Genomic DNA, 23289 nt, shown 5'->3' on the forward strand with positions numbered 1-23289 from the left:
AAATGCACGATATCGACCTTGAATATCTCATCATAGGAGAAGGAAAACGGATTCTTGTCCTTGAAACGGGGATCGGGAATTCGTTCTACAGCTGGCTGCCATTCATCGACACCATCAAGAAAGAGTATACGATCATCCTGTACCATCGGGCCGGTTACGGTAAAAGCGCGATCTCCAAGCATTGAAGAACCACCGCCAATATAGCGAGGGAGCTTCATATGCTTATTGAAAAGTTACAGCTTGATCGGTTTCTATTAGTCGGGCATTCCTTTGGCGGACTCTGTGCTCAACAATATGCACGAATGTATCCTGAAAAACTGGATGGAGTCCTCTTGATTGACTCTACGTCACATCATTTTCACCGCCTTTATGATCTGGATCTGCCGGTCATGTATTCCATGATCTCTTTAGAGAAATTGATAGAAGCCAACAAGGAAACGTCAACGAAATCCAAGAATGAGTTAAAGGAAGAATTCATGGAGAGTATAGAAGAAAGTAAGGGGTATCTTCCCGAAAAGGAAGCGGCTGATTATGAAGCGTTCATGACGACTCCTCATTTCTACAAAACGGTTGCGGAAGAGTTTGAGAACTGGTCCACTAGCAGTGAAGAAATTAAATCAGGAGAAGCATTTCCGGACATTCCACTGATCGTGATAGCAAGAGATCAAGAGCTTTCAGCCAGGCCTTATGTTGAACATGGGATACCAGAGACAGAAGCAATCCTGCATGAAAGAGTGTGGAGGGAGCTGCAGGTGGAGTTGGCTGGGTTATCGAGTAAGGGAGAGCTGGTGATTGCGGAGGGGAGTGATCATGAGGTGCATAAGGATCGGCCGGGGGTTATTGTGGAGTGTTTGGGGAGGTTGGGGTGAGGGGTTTAGAAGACGTCGGCTCTTGTAACCTTCAATCACTTTGAAAAGAAGGATTTCCCTATATCTATTGTTCTATCGACACTTAAGAAGTACTATAGAATTAGCAGATTTTTGAAATTGGGGGATGACATGAGTACAACGGATAAAGTGAAATATGTTTCTACCACTGCACTTTCAAAGGAATTAAAAATAAATGTTAAAGAAATGTTTAATATTTTCCTTGCAAATGGGTTCATTAACAGAGTGGATGATAATTGGGTGTTAACTGAAAAGGGAAAGCAGATAGGGGGCACCATAAAAAAACTTCCAAGAGTGGGGGAGTATATTGCTTGGAAGGAAGATATAAAAGATCATAGCATGTTTAAATCCGATAGTCCTGATGTACTTATAAATGCTACTGCCTTAAGTAAACACTTCGGAATTTCAAAACTTAATATGAATCCAATCCTGTCAGAGCTTGGCTTTGTACAAAAAGGTCTAAAAGGGTGGACCGTAACTAAACTTGGTTTAAGTTTGGGTGGAAAACAGCTTGAATACGATAAAACAGGAGTCCCGTATGTAAACTGGCCAAACAGCATACTGCAGAACAGAAGGTTAGTAGAAACGATGAAGGAGCTTCAAGGGAATGGGACGGAAGAGAAATCAGATTCTCTCCAACACAACCCTTTGGAGTTCAGAGAAAAGTTTGAAGCCAAACATAGGGCAACTGATGGACATTATGTCAGGTCTAGAGCAGAGATGTTAATTGATAATTGGCTATACATGTCAGAAATTGCCCATGCGTACGAAAGAAAGTTGCCTGTAGAAGAAGATGTATATACGGATTTTTACCTGCCGGTTGGTAAAGTGTACATAGAATATTGGGGAATGGAAAACGACCCGAAATATGCAGCAAGAAAACAAGAAAAGTTACGAATCTATCATAAATATGGGTTTAATTTAATTGAGCTGAATGACGCGGATATCCAGAACTTAGATGATATTTTGCCTAAGAAGTTGTTGATGTTTGGGATTAAGGCTTATTAAAAGTAAAAAGTAATTGGGGGAAAAACATTGAACAACTTTGATTGGGTTTGCAGCGGATATCGCCTGTTTTCTACTGTGGATATACAAGCTAAGGTAAACGCAGATAAATTATTTGTGAGTTTATTGAAGAAGATCGAGGACAATCGGTTAGATATTAACAAATCGTTTACTATAAAAGAAATTACTGAACTCATACCTAGAGGAACTGCGGATGTAGAAAATTATGCAACGTATGGATTCTCCCTTATGAGTATGCTCAGTAACCAGAAAAAAAGGGATTATTTTATCTTTGAGAATGAAGGCGTTGGGGATGAGTTCACTAGTATATGTAACAACAACCATAATAGAGATAATTATTATTGGAAGAAGCATTATCTAAATGAAGTAGTTAGAATCAATCCTAAGTATGTACTGAACAAGGAATATCCCAAAAATTTTTTCAATCTAATGCAATTCTTTGAAGGCTACGTAAGAAATTATAGAAGGCTAAATTTGTCTGTTAATCATAATCGTTCGATGTTTACTAAAAGAGAAATCGACTATTTTGCCAGTTTGGGAGAGATGCTTGGTTTCGAGGTTTTTATTGAAGATAGGAAAATGGATAAGGTGAAGGGGCGGTCCCGTCCAATGGACCTGGCTTGGTGGAAGTGGGATAAACGAATCAGTGAGGAAGAGTATGTCTCTTTGGATTTGCATCTGGAGCGAGAGAGTGTGTGGGGGAAAGATGTCGAAACAGTAGAGAAGTTGTTTTCCGAAACGGAAGAAGGCTGTGTCCCTACTCATGTAATTGGTATTCAATACATAGAATCTGAGAGAAGAATTGATTATTTGAACAATCTTGTTGTGGAGAAAAATCGTCAGCAGCAGTCAAGTGTCTTAATGGTCTATCGGTATTGGGATGTAGAAACAGAGATGGAAAAGGTGAGTGTCTTCTGGTTTCATCCGGATGGAAAACAAGATGAGAGGCATGCGTTTTGTAAGGTGGATGAGTCGGGGTATTGGTTTATGTGTTTTTAAGAGGAACTTAATTGAGAAGAAAGTAGCCATGGTTTCCCAGAGTATAGTTTGTGTGAGAGTGTAGTATTTAGCTGAAAAAAAAACAAAAGGAGGACATCTAAGATGCTGAAGTCTAATCTAAAGGAAATACTTGATGACAGGCGTATTACGATAAGAGAGTTTTCTAGAATGGCGGACTTCCGTTTTGAATCCTGCCGGCAGATGTACCACGGTACTATGACGAGATTCCCTGGTGAGTTAATTGAAAACGCATGCAAGGTGTTGAACGTAACGCCTAATGACCTATTTGTATTTGTTGAAGAAGATAAAACTGATGGTGTAGGAGGCAAGTAACAACATAACAGACTGATTTAACGAAAGTTAAGAAGTGATTAATAGAGTTGTTACATATAAAATTTATAATAGACTCCCCTTCTCCTAAATAATCGAACGGCATATTGTAGAAGTAGAAACTCCGATATCATAATTAGGAACTGACCTTATAATAAATTTGCTTTATGTGGGGAATTTTTGCAAGGTTTCCGTGCTGAGGGTTCAGATCCTAAACTTCAAAATAAAAATTTATTCAAAGAAAAAAAGAGATAAAGATTGTTGAAGTAGGGGGATATAGAAATGTGGTTGATTAATTATTTTTCTTTAAGCTCTATTAATAAGCCTGTCATTTTATACGAAATTCCAATTTATATTATATTTACTGTCTTAGGTACGTTCTTGGCTGCAATTCTAGCCCAGATTATTTCTCATTATTTAACTAACAAGAGAGAAAAAAAGAAGGAATTCATGCAAAAGTATCAAGATTTATACGTAAATATTATAGCTCCGATATCGACTTACATGCATATAAAAACTAATCCAAGAAAACTCCACGACGTCCATCATAATGTGATAGAAGGTGATTTGCTGGAGATTGCATTAAGTGAACTGAAAGAAAAAATTAAATATGCTTCTCCAACTGTTCTAAAAGTATATGAAGGGTTAATAGGATATGAATATTATGAAGATGGATGGGGAAGCAGAGCAGAGATTGATAAACATGCTATTGTTTATTTTTTATTAGATGACATTATAAGGACGAGTAAGAGAACTGGTGTATTTAGTAGGAGTGATAGAAAACGATTAATACAGCTTAAATATTATTATGGATTGTTTGCGTGTGCTCTTAGTTTTTTTGAGATGAGGGAAGCGGAAGTGATAATTCAAATGGAGAATTTTAGCGGGGTACGCAAAAAGGTTAAATATAAAGAGCTTAGAAAAGAATTGTTATCATTTGATCGAAACTCAATGAAGAAGCACCTTATTAAGCACTTAAAATTAGTCCAAAGTTCTAATAAGGATATGTATTCCTCATATATTGAAGAGTTATCATCCTTTAGTAAATAATCACTATGGTTATTCATTAAGTTTCAATCAGAACAGGAATTAGGCGCTTTTCTTGTACGATTACTAATAAGGTATTAATCATAAAAAATCATTCCATCAAAAATGGTGGGGTGATTTTTTATGTTGAACACATCTTACCTGCAGTCCGAATCTTTAGTAAGGATGCACTTTATAATTAAAATAAGAGTTACAGTATTTTAATTAGGAAATGTATCCCACCCTCATTAACTTAATTTCCCAAACATACAATTGTGATATATTTACTATTAGAAATCATAAAGAGGTGTTTGTAAGTGAACGACAAGGCGAGACAGTTATTTGAGTATTTATTAGCCGTTAACAATTTGCGTTTTAATGTGATTCGGGATTATACGGAATATGATAAAAGTTGGAGTAAGCAATCCTTGGAGGAATACGGGGAGGATGTATTTCTTTTTGGAGATGGGAAAGACGAGGAAGCAGTCTTAGAGATTCATAGGCAGAAAATAACCACAGATGTATTAACCCCGCCACAACCAGATAAAAAGATTAAAGAGTGGATTACATATCCTTATAATAAAGAAAGTCAACATCCACAAATGCCTGATCCTAAAGTTGTAATGAAGGATAATGAGAAAGTGGAAGTGAAATTTGAAGATGACACCACAAGGGTGAAGCTATTTAGTGAGTGGAAGAAGGAATGGCATGATTGGGCAAAAGAAGTAACAAGAATGAAGAAAGTACAGTCTCTTTATGAATTGTTCTTCAGAATCCATCAAGATTTCCAAAAAGAAGGTGAGGGGCTTGAGCTCCTGTTAGGTGAAACGTTATTTACTTGGAAACATGAAGTGGGAACCATTCATCACCCTTTGTTTACAACAAAATTGGATATTGAGCTTGATACTGACAAAGGTGTAATTACAGTTAAACCTACAAACCAAGGGTATAAGCTCGAACTAAATATTTTAAGTGGAATCTCACTTCCTAATATGGAAGGCATTCAGAACATTGGAAGGTTAGCCAGGTACAAGGACGTTTTAGAAGAAGATGTGAAAGATCTTTCGAGTCAATTTATGCAATTAGTGGATGCTGGAGGAAGAACTTCAGGTAAAGGAGAAACATTACTCCCTTCAAAAAATGCGGTAGGTCACTTAGACGAGTATGTTATTCTTCTTAGGAAAAAAGATAATCAGGTATTGAAGAATGATTTGGAGCAGATTATCGAATTGATGCAGGAGGAAGATTATCCAGTACCTGCAACAATTGATTCAATTGTAGGGAACCAAATTAACGAAGAAACAATCCATAATCTGAATTGGGATGAAGTAGGTACTGATTTGTATTTTCCTTTAGCAGCAAATGAGGAGCAAAAGGATATCGCAAGGAGGTTAGCGACAAATTATGGACTTACTGTTCAAGGTCCTCCAGGGACAGGTAAAACCCATACAATCGCTAACATTGTGTCTCATTTACTGGCTCACGGAAAAAAAGTATTGATCACAAGTCAAAAAGAGAACCCCTTAAAGGTATTGAAAGATAAAATTCCAGAAGAAATTCGTGACTTGTGTGTTCCAGTGCTCGGAGGTGGAAGGGATTCCCTGAGAGAGATTGAAAAATCAATCCGTACCATATCCGAAAAACTTGGAAATGCTTCCACAGAAAAATTAGAAGCTGAAATCACGCGCAGTAAAGAGGAATTAGATAAAAGTAGAAGAAAAGAAGCCAAACTCAAGAGTCAACTCTTAGAATACAGCAAGAGCGAAAGGACAGAAATCGAGTATAAAGGCAATGTAATGACGAAGGCAGATGCCGCTAAAATGTTAATTGAAGAGTCTTTAGATTACAAGTGGATCTTGGACAAAATACAGCTCAACACTGACCTCTCCATTTCAGAGGAAGAGTTTCGATCCCTATGGGAGCTAAGAGGAAAATTAAAAAAAGAGGACTTATATCTTAAAGAATCCATCCTTCCTGAAACCGACTTTCTAAAAAGTCCTGAAGAAATGAAAAAGTGGTTAAATCTTGGAAGAGATTTAAAACATAAGAATGATACGGCTAATGTTCATACAGACAAAGTCCGATTCCCTATTGAGAAAGAGTATGCTCAAACGATAAAAGAGCAGCTGTCAGCTATTCTTGCTTACAAAGAACTTTTAGCAGAAGACACTGCATCCCATAAGATTCTTGATGATATTCTGGCCGGAGATACGCGTAAAGAGCGTTGGGTTACGTTCCTCAAGGAAATGGAATCAATGAATAAAGAAATGGCTTCCATTAACAGTTCGATTATTAGTTACGACATTAATCTACCGGATAAATCGGATTACGAATTAGAAGCGGATATATACGTGTTGGGCGAAAGATTAAGACAGAATAAAAAGCCCAATGCTGTGTTTGGTCTCACTAAAGGCAAGAATACCAAGTACTTATGGCAAACTCCGATCATTAATGGGCAGCCTATAAGAAATGTAGAAGAAATTGATGTACTTCAGCAGTATTTATTGTTGAAGAAAAAGAAAGAGGAAGCGGTTAGGACTTGGAATGCCAACCTTGATGAAGTCAGTGGTGAATTCATCGATCATGAGGATAAGCGTCTTATTAGTTCCATTGACAAAAAGATTGCTGATTTTGTAAAGATTATTTCCTTAGCCGATAAAATTGTGAAATTTAAAGGAGCTGCTAATCGATTAAATATAAGTAATGAGAATTGGCTAGGTTATGATTTTTACAATGAGTTATACAAGATTACTGGATTCGTCTTTGACGTGCTTAACTATAATGAGTGGAAAAATGACTATTCGTTATATGAAGAGAAACTAGAGAACGCCCTTAAAGTGCAAAACACTCATCCAATAATGAAAACCTTGATACAGGTTCTCCAGGAACAGGATGAAAATAGATGGGCTACCGTTCTGACTGAAATGTCGGCCTTACGAAGAACAAAAGAGGATGTACTGCAGTTCCATTCTTTAATAAGTCGACTTGAACAGCAAGCTCCTCAAACAGCAGCTATGATTATTGATTTGATGGGGAATGAAGCCGAGATGCCTCATAATCCTTCAAGAGCTTGGGAGTTGAAGTCATTATACGATTGGATGACAGAAAACCAAGAGGTTGAAGTAGAGCGTATAGAAGGTCATATTAAAGCTGAGCAAGAGTACCAAAAGAAGATGATTACTTCAATCGTGTCAAATTCAACGTGGTTAAATCAGATTACTCGAATAACCGAAACCCAAAAGAGGGCTTTGGTAGCATGGAAAAACTTTATTAAGCGCTACGGAAAAGGAACGGGTAACAACAAGCGTTATTTAACAGATGCCCGCCAGGAAATGGAGAAGGCTCAATCAGCTATTCCTGTCTGGATTATGCCAGTCAATCAAGTGATTGAAAACTTTCCTGTCTACAACGATAAGTTTGATGTCATTATCTTCGATGAAAGCAGCCAATGCGATATCATGTCCGTTCCAGTATTATTACGTGGTGAAAAAATTGTCGTCGTTGGTGATGATGAACAGATTAGTCCGTACGGTATTGGAACAAAGGATTCTGAGATAGAAGAATTAATCCAGCGTTATTTAGATGGAGTACCAAATAAGCGATTATTTGATCATAAGATTTCACTATATGAAATCGCAGATCAAATTTTCCCTAAGAGTGGACGCTTGATGTTAAAGGAGCACTTTAGATGTGTACCTGAAATTATCCAATTCTCTAATGATTTAAGCTATGGTGGACAAATGGTGCCACTTAGACTGCCGTTTGAAAATGAAAAGATCGATCCTCCAGTACTTGCAACTAAAGTTGATGGAGGGTATGCAACGGAAGGCGGCACTGATTTTGTGAACGAACCTGAAGCCGAAAAGATTGTCGAAGATATAGAAACCATCATTTCAGATCCTAAATATGATAACCAAACAATAGGGGTTATCACGCTTCAAGGTACAAAGCAGGCAGCTCTCATCGAAAATAAGCTCCGTGAGAACATTTCCGATAGTGAATTTGTAAAAAGAAAAATAATTTGTGGAAATGCCTATAGTCTTCAAGGGGACGAAAGAGACATCATTTTCCTTTCAATGGTTATCGCAAGCAACAGAAGGTTTGTTGCTATGACGAGAAAGGATCAACAGCAAACATTTAATGTTGCAGCCAGCCGCGCAAAAAACCAAATGAGGTTATATCACTCAGTAGACTTAGATGACTTGAAGAAAGACTGCTACAGATACAAGTTATTAAGCTATTGTAAGAACCCTACTAGAGTGAACGACATTGTAGAGAACTTAGAAGAGCAATGTGACTCTCCATTTGAAGTTGATGTGTTACGGATGATCGTGGCCAAAGGATATAAAATCCAGCCACAAGTAAAGGTAGGTAAGTACCGTATTGACTTTGTCATTGAAGGGATCAGAGACCGTCTGGCTATTGAGTGTGATGGCGAAAGATGGCATGGTCCTGAAAAATGGGAAGAAGATATGCAACGTCAGTATGACCTTGAACGAGCAGGCTGGAAGTTCTGGAGAGTTAGGGGAAGACAGTTCTATTATGATCGAGTGGCTGCAATGGAAAGTCTATGGGAGAAGTTAGATAAGTTAGGTATAGAACCGACTCCCATCGAAAATTCTGAGGAGCTACAGACTCAAAAAGAGAATAGACCTAAAATTGAACGTGTAAATTTGAAGGCTCAACCTGTGGCTGTAACCAGAGAAAAGGAAAGGGTAAAACAATATGTAGCTCCTAATGGACAAATAAAGTTAGATTTGTCTGGACTTACTGAGCCATCTAAAGGATCATTTGAGCAGATAGCATTGTTTGAAGAGGATAGTGAAATCACTGAAGATGACACTCAACCTTCACCTTTCTCTTTACTGAATTATTTAAAACAAAGAAAGTTAAAGGTCATTGATCAACGAGAAAAAGGTGGTAAGCTGTGGATAGTGGGTGGAGAAGACATAGATACACTAATGGAAGAACTGGATAAAATGGGTATCAAGTTTAACTTTACTCAAAACGGGAGTAAGTCTACAAATTATATGCCGGGTTGGTATTCGTCTTATAAGGGTTTATAAAGCTTATTACACGTGTAGCAAATCTATAAAAAGTTAAAAACCAGCATTTCCCTATTATGAAGGGAAATGCTGGTTTTTTGTCGAAAGTTCTAATTATGATTTAAAAACCTAATGCTCAGGAGGAATCCTTTAATGGCAAAGCTAAATGAAAAAGAATTATATTATCTAGACAAACCCACCATAAAAGCCATTTTAGACTGCAGCTTCGGTGTAACTGAGCATTTAAAACCGTCAACCAAGCGTATGCTTGAAGATAAGAAGTTTAGTGACTTCGTTTCTTTACTATTAACCATGCAGGACTTTAACTATCGCTATCGAAACCAAGGAGTAAGTCAATTGTTTCCTTTGTTTGAGGAGACGATTGGCCCAATGGAGAAAAATTCAGATGGTACTACACTTATGCTTGCTCTCGGATTAGCTTTAAAAGAGCTATACGGATTCAGAAATACAACGCTGAGACGCGTGCTTGCATCGAGTGTTACATAAGACACCCTCGGAGTCTTGATAAGAAGAAATTTGAAGGGATGGTGGGCTGATTGAAAGAAAATTATTTTTTAGCTGTATGTAAGGATAGACCAAATGATCCAGAGAGATTTTATTATACAGTGTATTTTGTGAATAATTCCTCTGAAGAAATTAAAGAATTGTCCTATGAGACAGGAGGATTCGCCACTTTTGATGATGAACTCGTCCAAACCTCCACTCATCGCCAAGTATTAGGTGCATTGCCTGCATTTAGTGCAATGGAAGTAGAAACAGATGATGAAGGTGCATTTGACTTTGATCTGAACTTTAACTTTAAACTTGAATTTCTAAATGGAAAATGTGAAAGTTGCTCCTTTTCTATAGGTAAGTATCTAAGAGGGGGAGAAGAACCGTTTGAACCACTACCTGTGTTAGGTCAAATGGGGCATCGTTATAAAAGTAGATAGGGGTGTGGACATGTCTGTTAGTTTAATATCCGATGATTTATATAGACAGTTCAATGGTTTATTGAATAAGACAGAAGGTGAGTTAAACATCATTTCACCTTTTATCGGAACACAAACAGCTAAAATGTTAGCAGAATGGTTATCTGAGAATCCGGAAGTTACGTGTAATATCATTACCCGATTTTATCGTGAAGACTTCATTGAACGTGTGAGCAGTATACATGGGTTGGAGATGCTCTTACATTCAAGGGCAAATATTTATGCATTGATAGATTTGCATTCGAAACTTTACCTATTCGATTCCCACTCTACTATTATTGGCTCCGCTAATTTTACCAAGGGTGGCTTCGTTTCCAATCATGAGATATGTGTATTGATGAACGATGAGCCTGAAATTGCAGAAAAAGCACATGAATACTTCTCTGACTTGCTTGAGCAGATTGAGGAGACTGGAACTGATGGGAAAGTTACACAGGAGTGGATCAACGAAGAGAAACTGCAGGTTTCCTTATTAGCTGCTAATCAAAAAAGTAAAACTGTCACATACTCTAATGATAAGAAGAAGGGTGCGGTATTGAAGAAAATCGTCCAACCGGATTTATTTGAATCAATCCTCGAAAGTTCTAATACAGAAGACGCATCTACTAGTGGGACTTGGCTGAAGTTCGAAGGCACAGGGGAAGACAGAATTCCGAACAACTGGGATTACAAGGTTATGAAAGGTGAGAGAAACAGAGATTTAAATTCAACGTTTTTTCCTCGCCAACCAAGTGGTATTGCTGAAGGAGATACATTGTTCTTGACCATTGTTAGTTATGACGAAGTGGATAGACCCACTCCAATGATCGTAGGTTATGCGAAAACGGATGGATTTAAGATTGAAAATACTGCCGATGATTTGGATATAAAACATACCCCCTGGAAGCATCGTTTTCCATTCTATGTAGACTTTACAGGCGGAAGGGTAATCAATGCTCCTATCAAAAATGGGATTAGACTAGTAGATTTGTATAATACAATTGGCAAATCAACCTTTCCTTCCTTGAGAAAAAGAAAACAGGTAACTCAAAGGACTTTGCAAAGCATGCATTTTAGGAGGTCTCATATACGTATTACGAATGAGGCTCAAGACTTTTTAATGGATGAATTAAACAAGAGGTTTAGTGAGCATGGGGTAATATCGCTTGGATGACAATGTGAAAAGGAAAGCTGCAACTTACCCTCGCCGTAAGTTGTAGCTTTCCTTCTTCACCAACCTAATAACTTCCTTCACATCCGAACCCCTAAATATAGAAGTAGTTCTATTATTCTCCGTAAAATAAACTTCCCCATAAGAAGCATTCCTCTCATCAAACCCAACAATCTTAAAACGGTAAACCTGCTTATTCATCATCAACACAAATTCCTGCTTTTTAATCTCAATCACCTCTATAGTATAGATCGGAGTATAGATGTTTTAATGCAGAAGAGTTATTGTCTTTATGTTTCTCTATGTTCTCCCACACTTCTTCATTTAAGCGGTCCAGGCTGATCCCCAATGCTATGGCAATTTTCGATAGGGTATACGATTCTGGGGTTCGTTTACCGCGTTCAATATTGCTTATGGTGGTTCTAGCAAGGCCAGCTTTTTCTTCTAGTTCTGCCTGAGTATAGCCCATTTCGTTTCGCCTTAATCGTAATAAAATGGATATGTACTTCCCGTATAACTCCCGTTCAGTCAATGGCTTATCCAATACTTTGACCCCTTTTACAACCATTATCAAATGGTGAAAAATGGCTTGGAACGTACAAGTCGTCAACTTATTACAATAAATGGTATTTATTAAAAGTTATTTCTCCATTTGCATCTTTATGTAAGGAAAATAAAGGGCATAAAATGAGGACTCTTCTTGCTAAATCCCAAATTTAACTAAATAATAGGAATATACTGTTAGACGAAAGGCTGCCGATAATGATCGTATATGAAGCTACTAAACAAGAATTTTTAGAAGATGTTTTTCATGATGAATTAGTCAATAATATATGCAGCAATTACACATCGAAAATAGGAAAGATCAATGAGCGGGAAGTTCGCTCGTGGGATAATTCAATGCAGTACATGTTTCGTGTGCTTAGTGATCAAGAGATTCCTAGTGACGCTGGGGTGGCGATTGAGTTTAAGATTCCGCATACGTCGCGACGGGTTGATTTCCTGATCTCTGGGAAGGATGGGGAGAAGAATTCCATTGTGATAGTGGAGCTGAAGCAGTGGGAGTCCGTTGAGGTGATCAAAGGGAAGGAAGCGATTGTAAAGACGGCGATGAATCGCGGTCTGGTGGAGACAACTCATCCATCCTATCAGGCATGGTCCTATGCATCTCTCATCAAGGATTACAATGAGAATGCCCAGAACGCGGAGATGGAGCTGTATCCTTGTGCGTATTTACATAATTACTTGAATCAGGGGGAAGGGGATCCTCTGACAGACCCGGTCTATGATAATTATATAGAACAGGCTCCAGTCTTTGTGAAGGGTCAGGCCAAGAAGCTTCGGGACTTTATTAAGCGTTATATTCAGGTTGGGGATAACAAGGAGAACCTTTATAAAATAGAGAATGGTCGCATCCGGCCATCAAAGTCACTTCAGGACTCGTTAAATCGAATGCTCAAGGGGAACGACGAGTTTGTGATGATTGATGATCAGAAAGTGGTGTATGAGGAAGCCATTCATTTGGCAAAAGAAGCTCTTCGGACAAATACAAAGCAAGTACTGGTCGTCCAGGGTGGGCCAGGAACTGGGAAATCGGTTCTAGCTATCAATCTATTGGTCCACCTAACCAATCTCAGCATGGTCTGTCAGTATGTTACGAAGAACGCGGCACCTCGAAACATTTACTCTACCAAACTGAAGAAAGATTTCAAGAAGGGGCATATTGATAATTTGTTTAAAGGATCGGGAAGCTACTTCGATGCTCCTAGGGATGAGTTTGATGCTCTAATCGTGGATGAAGCCCACCGACTGAATCTGAAGTCCGGGATGTTTCAACACCTCGGTGAAAATCAAACGAAGGAAATCATTGAAGCCTCGAAACTTTCTATCTTTTTCATTGATGAAAGACAGCGCGTCACGTTAAAGGATCATGGGAGTCTTAAAGAAATTGAACGATTCGCCAAAGAAAACAATGCACCGCTCACGATCATGAACCTCGAATCTCAATTTCGCTGCAGTGGCTCCGATGGTTACTTAGCATGGCTAGATGACGTTCTTCAGATCAGAACAACAGCAAATGCTCATTATATTGGCAGCCAGTATGATTTCCGAGTATTTAACGATCCGAATGAACTGAGAAACGAAATCGAGAGAAAAAATGCCAACAACAAATCCAGAATGGTTGCAGGCTACTGTTGGAACTGGGACAAGGAGGGGAAGAGCAATACGGACTATCATGACATTGTTCTTGATGAATACGACTTCAAGATGAGCTGGAACCTCGATAATTCAGCCACCTGGGCAATCGATGTTGATTCAGTCAAAGAAGCCGGCTGTATCCATACGTGTCAAGGTCTGGAGTTTGAATATGTAGGGGTGATCATAGGGGATGACATGAGATATGAAGACGGGCAGGTTATTACAGATCATACCGAAAGAGCTAAGACCGATTCTTCATTGAAGGGTATAAAGAAAATGCTGAAGGAAGATCCAGAGAGAGCTGAGAAGGTAGCGGATGAGATCATACGGAACACGTACCGGACGTTGATGACTCGTGGGCAGAAGGGCTGCTATGTGTATTGTACGGATCCTGAGCTAGGAGAGTATTTGAGAGAGCGGTTTGAAGAGAGTAGTCGGGAGTATGATGAGAATGAGTTTTTTAGAGGTGTGAGCATGGTTGCTGAGGAAAAGAGTAATTATATTATAAAGAAATAATTTTCGGGAAATCTTATTTGCACATCTATCAGTAGGTTAAGGAAATGAACTGTAAAATCAAAAAGGTGATAGCTTTGCTTTCGAAGAGCAAAGTTATCACCTATTATATTAATATAAACCAAACCGTTGCGAAAATTCATATAGGTCATCTGTCATAAATTACTTTATAGAGTTTTCCCTTATCCATTTAAATGAATTAACTATTACTGTAAAATAGTTTAGTAGACCTATTGCATGAAGAGGTGTGAAAAATGAACTTTAGTGAGCAATTAGAAACCCTTATTGAAGCTATAAAAGGACAAAGGCATCAATTCTTACTATTAAGTTTTCAAGCTAACAATAAATCAAAAATTATTGATACTCTTAAAGAAATAAGAGCAACTACATTTAACGTAAACTTGCTATTAGCTAATAAGCTAATAGAGTTACCTATTTCTAGAAGGAAAAGAGCAGTAAAGGACACACTTAGAGAAGCATTAAATGAAGTGGAGAACGAAGTAGTATACTTTGAGAGAATAGAGTATTTATTTGATGAAGAATTAAATCAAGATCCACTAAAACTTTTTGAGTATTTAAGTGGAAACAAAGTATTATTAATAAATTGGCCTGGTGATGTGAGGTGCAATGGGTTGAGTTATGCAACGCCAGACCATCCAGAATATTATCAAGTTGATGGTTATCGAGACCATTTAATAGTTATATAGAAGGAGTGAAGAGATATGAAATATGGTGAGTTAATTCAGTTTGATCCAGTAGAAACAATTGTGCAATTAAAAGAAGCTTCTGATTTGGATAAGGCCTTTCAGTTAGTGGATACATACGTTATTTCTGATCGTATGGCAGAGGTCATCAACGATACAATTATTGAACAGCTCCAATTCGAGCGCCCAGCCGATAATAAGGGTTTATTGGTAGTTGGTAACTATGGAACTGGTAAATCTCATTTAATGAGTGTCATTTCAACAATTGCTGAACTTGATAATTCTGCTCAACGAGTAAATCATCCGCAAGTATCAGAAAAGGCAAAAGAAATTCAAGGGAAATTTAAAGTCCTCCGAACAGAATTAGACGGAATTCGCATGTCTTTGCAAGAGTTTGTTTATGAAGAGATAGCGGAATACTTACAATCAATTGGTGTTGATTATGAGCTACCTGAAATTGAGAAAATTAGAAGTAACAAGGACGAATTATCTAAGATTATGGCTGCTTTTGAAGCTGAATATCCGGGGCAAGGTTTTCTGCTAATCATCGATGAGTTACTTGATTTCTTGCGTTCCAGAAAAGAACAGGAGTTAATGCTAGACCTTAACTTTCTACGTGCAATGGGAGAAGTATGTCGTACATCACGATTCCGTTTTATCACAGGTATTCAGGAAATGCTATTTGATAATCCGAAATTTGCATTTGTTGCCGAGCAATTAAATCGAGTGAAAGAACGTACTGAACAAGCGGTAATAGTTCGTGAAGACATTGAGTATGTCGTTTCGAGACGCTTGTTAAGAAAAGACGACAAACAGAAGGCTACAATTCGTGAGCACTTACAAAAGTTTACTAACCTTTATGGAAAGCTTAATGAGCAACTAGAAAAGTATGTTGAGTTGTATCCAATTCATCCGGCTTATTTAGCAACATTTGAAAGAGTAACTGTTGCTGAGAAGCGTGTAATTTTAAAGACATTAAGCCGTGAAATGAGAAATTTGCTGAATGTAGAAGTTCCTAACGATCAGCCAGGGTTCATTTCCTATGACAGCTATTGGCCATATATTGAAGGAGATAAGGCACTTAAGTCTAATCCTAGTGTTAAGGAAGTAATGTCTAAAGCTTCTACCTTACTAGACAGAATAGATAACGCGTTTACTCGTCCAACCTATCGTCCCATGGCAAGGCGTATTGTACAAGCATTATCTGTATTCCGTCTTACAACAGATAATATTTTCTCTAAAGTTGGGGTTACGGCAGACGAGTTGAGAGATCAATTGTTTTTGCATGCTCAATTACCAGAGGAAGACTCAGAGTTCCTACGTAGTACAATTGAATCGGTTTTAAAAGAGATTCTTAAAACAGTTAGTTACCAGTACATCTCGGTAAATCAAGAAAATGGTCAATATTATCTGGACTTACAAAAGGATATCGATGTGGATAGCTTGATCGAACAAAAAGCTGAGGTATTAAGTAATGATCAATTAGATCGGTATTATTTTGAGCTTCTAGCATTAGCAACAGAGACTACTTCAAGCACTTATAAAACCGGTTACCGCATTTGGCAGCACGAACTTCCTTGGTACGATCGAAAGGTAACACGTCCGGGATACTTATTTTTTGGAGCACCTAATGAACGATCGACAGCACAGCCAGAACGTGATTTCTATATCTATATGCTACCTGCTTTTGAGAAAAAGACATTTAAAGATGAACAAAATCCTGATGAAGTATTTTTTGTTCTCGATACAAAGGACGAAGAATTTTACCGATTCATGAGTTTGTATGCTGGTGCTAAAGAGATGGCTATCTCTGCTTCAAGTGGTTCACGAAATTTATATGAAGACAAAGCTAGCGAATACTTAAAGAAGCTAACCGCTTGGATGAAAGTGAATATGCCTACTGCATATAAAATGACATACAAAGGAGAAACAAAAAAGATTGCGGAATGGAGCTTCTCCGCACAATCTAATGAAACTATTCGGGAAATTATAGATGCAGCTTCGGATGATTGCTTAACATCTTGGTTTGATGAGAAATACCCGGACTATCCTACATTCCGAAATGTAAAGACACCTATTACACGAGAAAGTATGAGAACAACCTATATTCCTGAGGCTTTACGTAATATTAAAAAGCCTACGACTAAAAATGGAATTACTATTTTGGACGGTCTGGTACTACTAGATGAAAATAATAGATTGAACGTTCGAAAATCCGGTTATGCAAGATGGGTATTAGAACGACTAGAATCAAAGTCTGAAGGCCAAGTTGTTAATGCTTCTGAACTGCTTGATATCATTCAAACTTATAACAAAAATGAAGAAGTAAAACGTACAACAAACTTTAATCTAGAGCCTGAGTTATTTTCTGTGCTTCTTGCTGCATTAGTATTTAGTGGTGATATTGTAATCACGATAAATAATGTCACTTATGATGGCATGAAGTTTGATGAATTAATAAAACTATCTGCAGAGCAAATTGCAGATTTCACTCATATAAAGAAACCAAGTGACCTGCCTTTAGCTGCTCTTGGAGAGCTCTTTGATCTGTTTGAAATAGGTAGAGGATTATTGCAAACAAATGCTTTACAAACTGCAGTAGGGCAATTAAATAAAGAATCAAGAACACTTCTCGATCAAGTTGTACGTTTAGAGCATGAAATTAAAGACGGTATCCCAATTTGGGAGGGTACCCTATTTAATGTAGATCAAGTTAGTGAACTAAGAGATGAGCTAGGGATGTTGAAAACATTCTTAAATGATCTACAAATTTATGATACTGCTGCTAAGCTTAAAAATTTCAAGTTTACCGTTGAGCAAGTAAAAGACCAAGCAGAGCGCATCAAACTGTCCAATAAACTTATGGATCAGAAAAAGCTTGCATTGGAACTGTCGCAAGAAGCAGCGTATCTTGTGAATGCTCAGAACCATCTACCAACCTCATATGATTGGCATACCAAAGTAGAAGGTGCATTAGAAGACCTGCTTCATGCTTTAAGAAAAAATGACGATTGTCAAATAGAACGGAATGAACTGAAGAAATTAAAAGGTGAATATCAAACCATTTATTTAAGTTTGCATGATAAGTCTAGACTGAATGCTACTGAAGAAAATAAAAGAAATGCTTTACTAAGTGACGGTAGATTAGATGCTTTAAGAAAACTTTCTAGCATTGAATTATTATCAGCTCAAGCAATTGAACGCTGGCAAGAAGATATAAATAAGAAAAAAGCATGCTGGAATCTCACGAAAGAAAAACTTGAACACTCACCAATTTGTACAGACTGTCGTTATCGTCCAAAAGATGAGTCGTTTGTTCAAAGTAAAACGTTAGAAGAACTAGACCAAGACTTAGAAGCACTTCTTATAACCTGGACGGAAACTCTATTAACTAACTTTAACGATTCAGAAATTAAAAGTAACATTAAGTATTTGCGAGAAGAACACAAATTGCTTATCGAAGAGTTCATTAGTAGAAAAGAGATTTCTCTTCCAGTTAACTTAAAGCTTATTGATGCCATTAATGAATTGTTACAAGGTATAGAAAAAGTTTCTATTTCTGTTAATGATTTAGAGCTCATGATGAATAATGGAAATCCACTTACAATTGATGAATTAAAAAGGAGATTCGATCTCCTATTAAGAGAAAAAGTAGGAGCTCATCCAAAAGGAAATGTACGAGTACTATTAAATAAATAGGAGGGAAACGTGTGTCAAATAATGTAGAACAAACATCATTATTTAATAAAATAAATTCAGACAATGAAGAAGTTACATGTCTTGGTATTACTTTTAAAAATGACAATGAACGACGGGATTACTTTCGTAATGAACTAAGAAAAAAGTTACCAGAGTTAAAAAAATTAGAAGGATTCCCAATAGCTGAGGATGAAGAAATTATTTCTTTGTCCAACCCTCCATACTATACAGCTTGTCCTAATCCTTGGATTAATGATTTTATTTCAAATTGGAATATGGAAAATAAGCAAAGAGAAAATAAAGAGTATAAAAGAGAACCATATACTGCAGATATTTCAGAAGGAAAAACAGACCCAGTTTATAATGCTCATAGTTACCATACAAAAGTACCCCATAAAGCAATTATGAGGTATATTTTGCACTATACTAGTCCTAACGATGTAATATTAGATGGTTTTTCTGGAACAGGAATGACAGGTGTTGCTAGTCAAATGTGTGGTGACAGAGAAACTATAAAGAAACTAGGATATTTAATTGATGATAATGGAAATATTTTTGACGAAAATAATAATAAGTTTTCCGAACTTGGTTCAAGAAATACTGTATTAAATGACTTATCTCCATTAGCTACTTTCCTAGCATATAATTACAATACTCCATTAGATACAGAGCAATTTGAATTAGAAGCAAAAGGAATTTTAGGACGTGTTGAGAATAAGATGGGATGGATGTATGAAACAGACCATAATGGAAGCAAGGGCAGAATAAATTACGTTGTATGGTCTGATATTTTTAATTGTCCAGAATGTTCACATGAAATTTGTTTTTATAGTGAATGTGTAAATCAGAAAGATGGAAAAGTAAAGGAAAGTTTCCAATGTCCAGGTTGTAGTAAAGAATTAAATAAGAAAAGTTTAGAGCGCTCAATTGATTTTAAGTACGATGCATCGATTGACCAATCTGTTGGACAAACAAAACGTATCCCAGTATTAATTAATTATAGTTTTGATAACAATACCTATGAAAAAGAACCTGATGAAAATGATATTAAGATAATAAATGAAATAGATAAGTTAGAATCCTCCGACTGGTACCCTACAAATCCAATGATGAACAAGGGTGAGAAGTGGGGAGATACATGGAGAGCAGGTTATCATACCGGAGTTACTAATGTACATCACTTTTATACAAAGCGTAATCTAGTAATTTTATCAGCTATTTTATCGGAAATTGAGAAAAATGAGCATAGAGATGCGCTTAAATTACTTTTTAGTAGTCACTTGATTAACATGTCTCTACTAAATAGATATAGACCAGGTGTCTCGTTTCCCTATAATCCTCTTAGTGGGACATTGTATATTGGTTCTCAAATATCTGAGGCAAATATTTTTGATGCATATAAAAATAAAATAAATAGGATTGTTAAAGCATTTTATATGCAAGATAAAAAAAGTATTATTGGTTGTTCATCATTAACATCTCTTGAGCTAGAAGAGAATTCTATAGACTATATATTTACTGACCCTCCTTTTGGGGAAAATATTATGTACTCAGAGTTAAGTTTTATTTGGGAATCTTGGCTGAGATTACAAACCAATAATAAAAAGGAAGCAATTATTAGTAAAAGCCAACATAAAGAACTGTCATCTTATCAAAAACTAATGGAAGAATGCTTTAAAGTATATTACCGTTGTCTAAAACCGAACAGGTGGATAACTATAGAATTTAGTAATTCAAGGGCAAGTGTGTGGAATGCAATTCAAGAAGCAGCACAAAAAGCAGGTTTTATTATTGCAAATGTTTCGGTGCTTGATAAGAAACAAGGAAGCTTTAAAGCCGTGACTTCAACAATTGCCGTTAAACAAGATTTAGTAATCTCTGCGTATAAGCCATCAAATGAAATGGTAGAGCAAATTAAAAAACATACAGATTCCGAAAACTCAGTATGGAATTTTATTGATAACCATTTAGAACAATTACCTATATTAATTAGTGAAAATAGTTCTGGTCAATTGGTATTAGAACGGACTCCTAGAATTTTATTTGACAGAATGGTAGCATACCACGTTCAAAATGGTTTTCCTGTACCAATCTCTTCAGGAGAATTCCAGGCGAAAGTTTCAGAGAAGTATCCTTTCAGAGACGGGATGATTTTCTTAGAAAAACAAGTAGCATTGTATGATAAGAAGAGAGCTTTAGTAAATAATCTTAATCAGTTAAGTCTGTTTGTATCAGATGAAAATAGCGCAATCGAGTGGCTCCGTCAGCAATTAACAAATAAGCCTCAATCAAGGCAAGATATACACCCTAATTATATGAAGGAAATTCAACACATCGCTAAACATGAGCTTTTACCTGAACTAGATTCATTGTTAGAACAGAACTTTTTAATATATGAAGGTAAAGAAGAAGTACCAAGTCAGATTCACGGTTATTTGAGCTCAAATTATAAGGATCTTCGTGGACTACAGAAGACTGATTCGAAATTAAAAGAAAAGGCTAAGAATCGTTGGTATGTTCCAGATCCTAATAAACAGGCTGACTTAGAGAAATTACGTGAAAAATCATTGTTGCGTGAGTTTGAAAGTTATAAGGCAGAAATTGAAGGTAACAAGAAAAAGCTTAAACAATTCCGAACTGAAGCAATTCGTACAGGATTTAAAAAAGCATGGAGCGAAAAAGATTACCAAACTATTGTTAAAATTGGTGATAGACTCCCAGAGAAAGTATTGCAAGAAGACGATAAACTGTTAATGTACTTTGACAATGCACAAATTCGATTAGGAGTCTAAGACAGGGGTTGGGTTTATATGAATGGTTGGCGTAAACAAATTATTGATCGGCTTCCTTATTCTTATCACTCAGCGATTTTTCTAAAAGATGTGGATAATTTATTATCAGATGAAGATATTATCCTGTTTTTGCAGAAGGAGAATATTTCTCTTGTTCAAGTTGATGATCGTGCTGAATTGAGAAGAATATATGAAGGTAATCAAGATTATGAAAAAGGGAAATGGATTTACCGTGTTACCGGTAATAAAGAATTTACATTTCCGTTTGATATGCTACAACAAGGATATTATGTAGAATTAAATATTCAGGATATTATGCCATTCTTTTCAGCCCAAATTATACGACAACTAGATTCTGAAGTGTTAGATGCCTTGTATGCTGTTTCTCCACAGCAGCAAGGCTCTCTTTCTAATAAGGACACTTGTAACTTTATATTAAAGCGCGTATATAAGCTTGCTTATGATTTGGTTGAAACAGAAGAGGAATGGATGGATTTGCTTATAAAGATACATGAGAGTAGATACCCATTAGCTCCTATTTTAAAGGACTATATAAAAGAGACAATTGAGAGAAAAGGAATTTCAAGCGATAAATTAACACTTATTGAAAGTAAAGGATTTTTTTATCAGTATCTACAGGGTCAATGGGAAGAATTCGTTAAGCAAAATATAAATAATGATATTTCGGTTAAAGATGGCTATATAGATACATATCATAAGGAACATTTTCTGCATTCAGAGCATATTCAAAGAGCTATTCAGCATCTATTCATTGAGGGAAGATTACAAGCAGTTGAAATAGATGTTGAGAGGAACATTCCGTTATGGGCACAAAACGGAGTGAAGCAGAGGTCGTATAATCCTTTTAAAGACATCCAGTATCTTGTTGATAAGGTTGATTCGAATTTATCAATTGAAAGAAAACATCATAAAGACTGGATAGAAATCATAGACACATTTAGTCAGATAAGGGACTTACAACTTAATTACAATACGGAAAAAGAAATAGTGAACTCGTTAACTAGTCAGGTAGACGCACAATTTAAAGAATGGATGTTAACTGACTACAAAGCATTAGCAGGTCTATCACCATATATTAAGCCAGCTATGGTACATCATATCCTACCTCACCTTCAATTGAAGGATGAAAAGAAACAGGCATTAATTATAATGGACGGGATGAGTTTTATTCAATGGAAACAAATTAAGCGTGCATTAGAGGCACACTTTACATTTGAGGAATATGGAGTCTTTGCTTGGGTACCAACTATTACAGAAATAAGTCGAATGTCTATCTTTCAAGCGACTATTCCTAGATTACAAGAATCAATCAGAGAAGAAAAAGCGTGGAAGCAGTTCTGGAATAAAGAGTCTATCTCTGATATGCATATCACTTTTGAAAACCTCCTTGCACAAGGAGGTTTCAATTCAAAAGAACTTTCAGCAATAGAAAGAAGTAATAACAAAAAGGCTGCAATTATCTTGAGAAATATAGATAAGCTTACACATAGTGCTATCCAAGGATTAGAAGGAATGTATGCGGAAATAGATGTATGGTTAAAGACCAACTATCTTCAAGATCTTCTGCGTCATCTAAAAGAATCAGGATATTCTACGTATATTACATCAGATCATGGAAATAAAGAGAGTGTAGGGATTGGAAAAGTAAAACAAGGATCTCTAGTTGAAACCAAAGGGGAACGTGCTAGAATATATTCAGACCCTGTTTTTAGAGATGATGCGGCAACACAATATTCTTCAGTAAAATGGCCCAATTATGGTTTCTCTGATGATCGACATTTTCTAGTCGCTGAAAGTGGGGAAGCATTTGTAACAAAAGGTCAGCATATCGTTAGTCATGGTGGTATCAGTATTGAAGAAGTGATTGTCCCGTTTATTAAGGTCTATTAATGATAGAGGATTGATA

At 36.7% G+C, this 23289-nt stretch carries 16 protein-coding genes; 15 read left to right on the forward strand and 1 reads right to left on the reverse strand.

What is annotated here, in order from left to right:
• Window positions 1-2 precede the first annotated feature (2 nt).
• The 10 genes from BVI01S_RS00135 to BVI01S_RS00180 all read left to right on the forward strand — a co-directional run bounded on the left by BVI01S_RS00135 (window position 3) and on the right by BVI01S_RS00180 (window position 11458).
• Window positions 3-185, forward strand: a complete 183-nt coding sequence (locus BVI01S_RS00135) for an alpha/beta fold hydrolase (RefSeq protein ID WP_061808744.1) — start codon at window positions 3-5, stop codon at window positions 183-185.
• Between the two features lie 15 nt (window positions 186-200).
• Window positions 201-869, forward strand: a complete 669-nt coding sequence (locus BVI01S_RS00140; protein ID WP_280512974.1) for an alpha/beta hydrolase — start codon at window positions 201-203, stop codon at window positions 867-869.
• A gap of 129 nt (window positions 870-998) precedes the next feature.
• Window positions 999-1895, forward strand: coding sequence for a hypothetical protein (locus tag BVI01S_RS00145; RefSeq protein ID WP_061808746.1), 897 nt, complete (start codon window positions 999-1001; stop codon window positions 1893-1895).
• Between the two features lie 27 nt (window positions 1896-1922).
• A complete protein-coding gene (locus BVI01S_RS22825; protein WP_244886814.1) occupies window positions 1923-2912 on the forward strand; it encodes a hypothetical protein in 990 nt (329 codons plus the stop codon).
• A 102-nt stretch (window positions 2913-3014) separates the two neighbouring features.
• Window positions 3015-3245 (forward strand): helix-turn-helix domain-containing protein, encoded by a 231-nt coding sequence (locus BVI01S_RS00155; protein ID WP_061808747.1) that lies wholly within the window; start codon window positions 3015-3017, stop codon window positions 3243-3245.
• 279 nt (window positions 3246-3524) lie between these two features.
• The gene (locus tag BVI01S_RS00160; protein ID WP_061808748.1) at window positions 3525-4292 is read left to right on the forward strand and encodes a hypothetical protein; all 768 of its coding nucleotides are present in this window, start codon (window positions 3525-3527) and stop codon (window positions 4290-4292) included.
• Between the two features lie 293 nt (window positions 4293-4585).
• Entirely contained in the window at window positions 4586-9334 is a 4749-nt protein-coding gene (locus BVI01S_RS00165; protein WP_061808749.1) for a PDDEXK-like endonuclease domain-containing protein, read from the forward strand.
• Between the two features lie 132 nt (window positions 9335-9466).
• Entirely contained in the window at window positions 9467-9820 is a 354-nt protein-coding gene (locus tag BVI01S_RS00170) for a hypothetical protein (protein WP_061808750.1), read from the forward strand.
• A gap of 50 nt (window positions 9821-9870) precedes the next feature.
• On the forward strand, window positions 9871-10266 hold the full coding sequence (locus BVI01S_RS00175) for a hypothetical protein (protein WP_061808751.1): 396 nt from the start codon (window positions 9871-9873) through the stop codon (window positions 10264-10266).
• 10 nt (window positions 10267-10276) lie between these two features.
• Window positions 10277-11458, forward strand: coding sequence for a phospholipase D family protein (locus BVI01S_RS00180; protein ID WP_061808752.1), 1182 nt, complete (start codon window positions 10277-10279; stop codon window positions 11456-11458).
• 226 nt (window positions 11459-11684) lie between these two features.
• Here BVI01S_RS00180 and BVI01S_RS21965 read toward each other — a convergent pair whose 3' ends face one another.
• On the reverse strand, window positions 11685-11999 hold the full coding sequence (locus tag BVI01S_RS21965) for a helix-turn-helix domain-containing protein (RefSeq protein WP_244886815.1): 315 nt from the start codon (window positions 11997-11999) through the stop codon (window positions 11685-11687).
• Window positions 12000-12217: 218 nt separating this feature from the next.
• On the opposite strand from BVI01S_RS21965, the gene BVI01S_RS00190 reads away from it, so the two are divergent.
• From BVI01S_RS00190 to pglZ, 5 genes are all read left to right on the forward strand, one after another.
• The gene (locus BVI01S_RS00190; RefSeq protein ID WP_061808753.1) at window positions 12218-14170 is read left to right on the forward strand and encodes a DUF2075 domain-containing protein; all 1953 of its coding nucleotides are present in this window, start codon (window positions 12218-12220) and stop codon (window positions 14168-14170) included.
• Window positions 14171-14421: 251 nt separating this feature from the next.
• Window positions 14422-14874 carry a BREX-3 system P-loop-containing protein BrxF gene (gene brxF / locus BVI01S_RS00195; protein ID WP_061808754.1) on the forward strand — a complete coding sequence of 151 codons (453 nt, stop codon included), beginning with the start codon at window positions 14422-14424 and terminating at the stop codon, window positions 14872-14874.
• Between the two features lie 15 nt (window positions 14875-14889).
• On the forward strand, window positions 14890-18570 hold the full coding sequence (locus tag BVI01S_RS00200; RefSeq protein ID WP_061808755.1) for a DUF6079 family protein: 3681 nt from the start codon (window positions 14890-14892) through the stop codon (window positions 18568-18570).
• Window positions 18571-18581: 11 nt separating this feature from the next.
• Window positions 18582-21362 (forward strand): DNA methyltransferase, encoded by a 2781-nt coding sequence (locus BVI01S_RS00205; RefSeq protein ID WP_061808756.1) that lies wholly within the window; start codon window positions 18582-18584, stop codon window positions 21360-21362.
• 18 nt (window positions 21363-21380) lie between these two features.
• Complete coding sequence (gene pglZ, locus BVI01S_RS00210; protein ID WP_061808757.1) at window positions 21381-23273, forward strand: BREX-3 system phosphatase PglZ; 1893 nt, start codon at window positions 21381-21383, stop codon at window positions 23271-23273.
• Window positions 23274-23289: the final 16 nt, after the last annotated feature.

It is taken from the genome of Rossellomorea vietnamensis NBRC 101237 (assembly GCF_001591825.1).
In the GTDB taxonomy this organism is placed as follows: Bacteria; Bacillota; Bacilli; order Bacillales; family Bacillaceae_B; genus Rossellomorea; species Rossellomorea vietnamensis.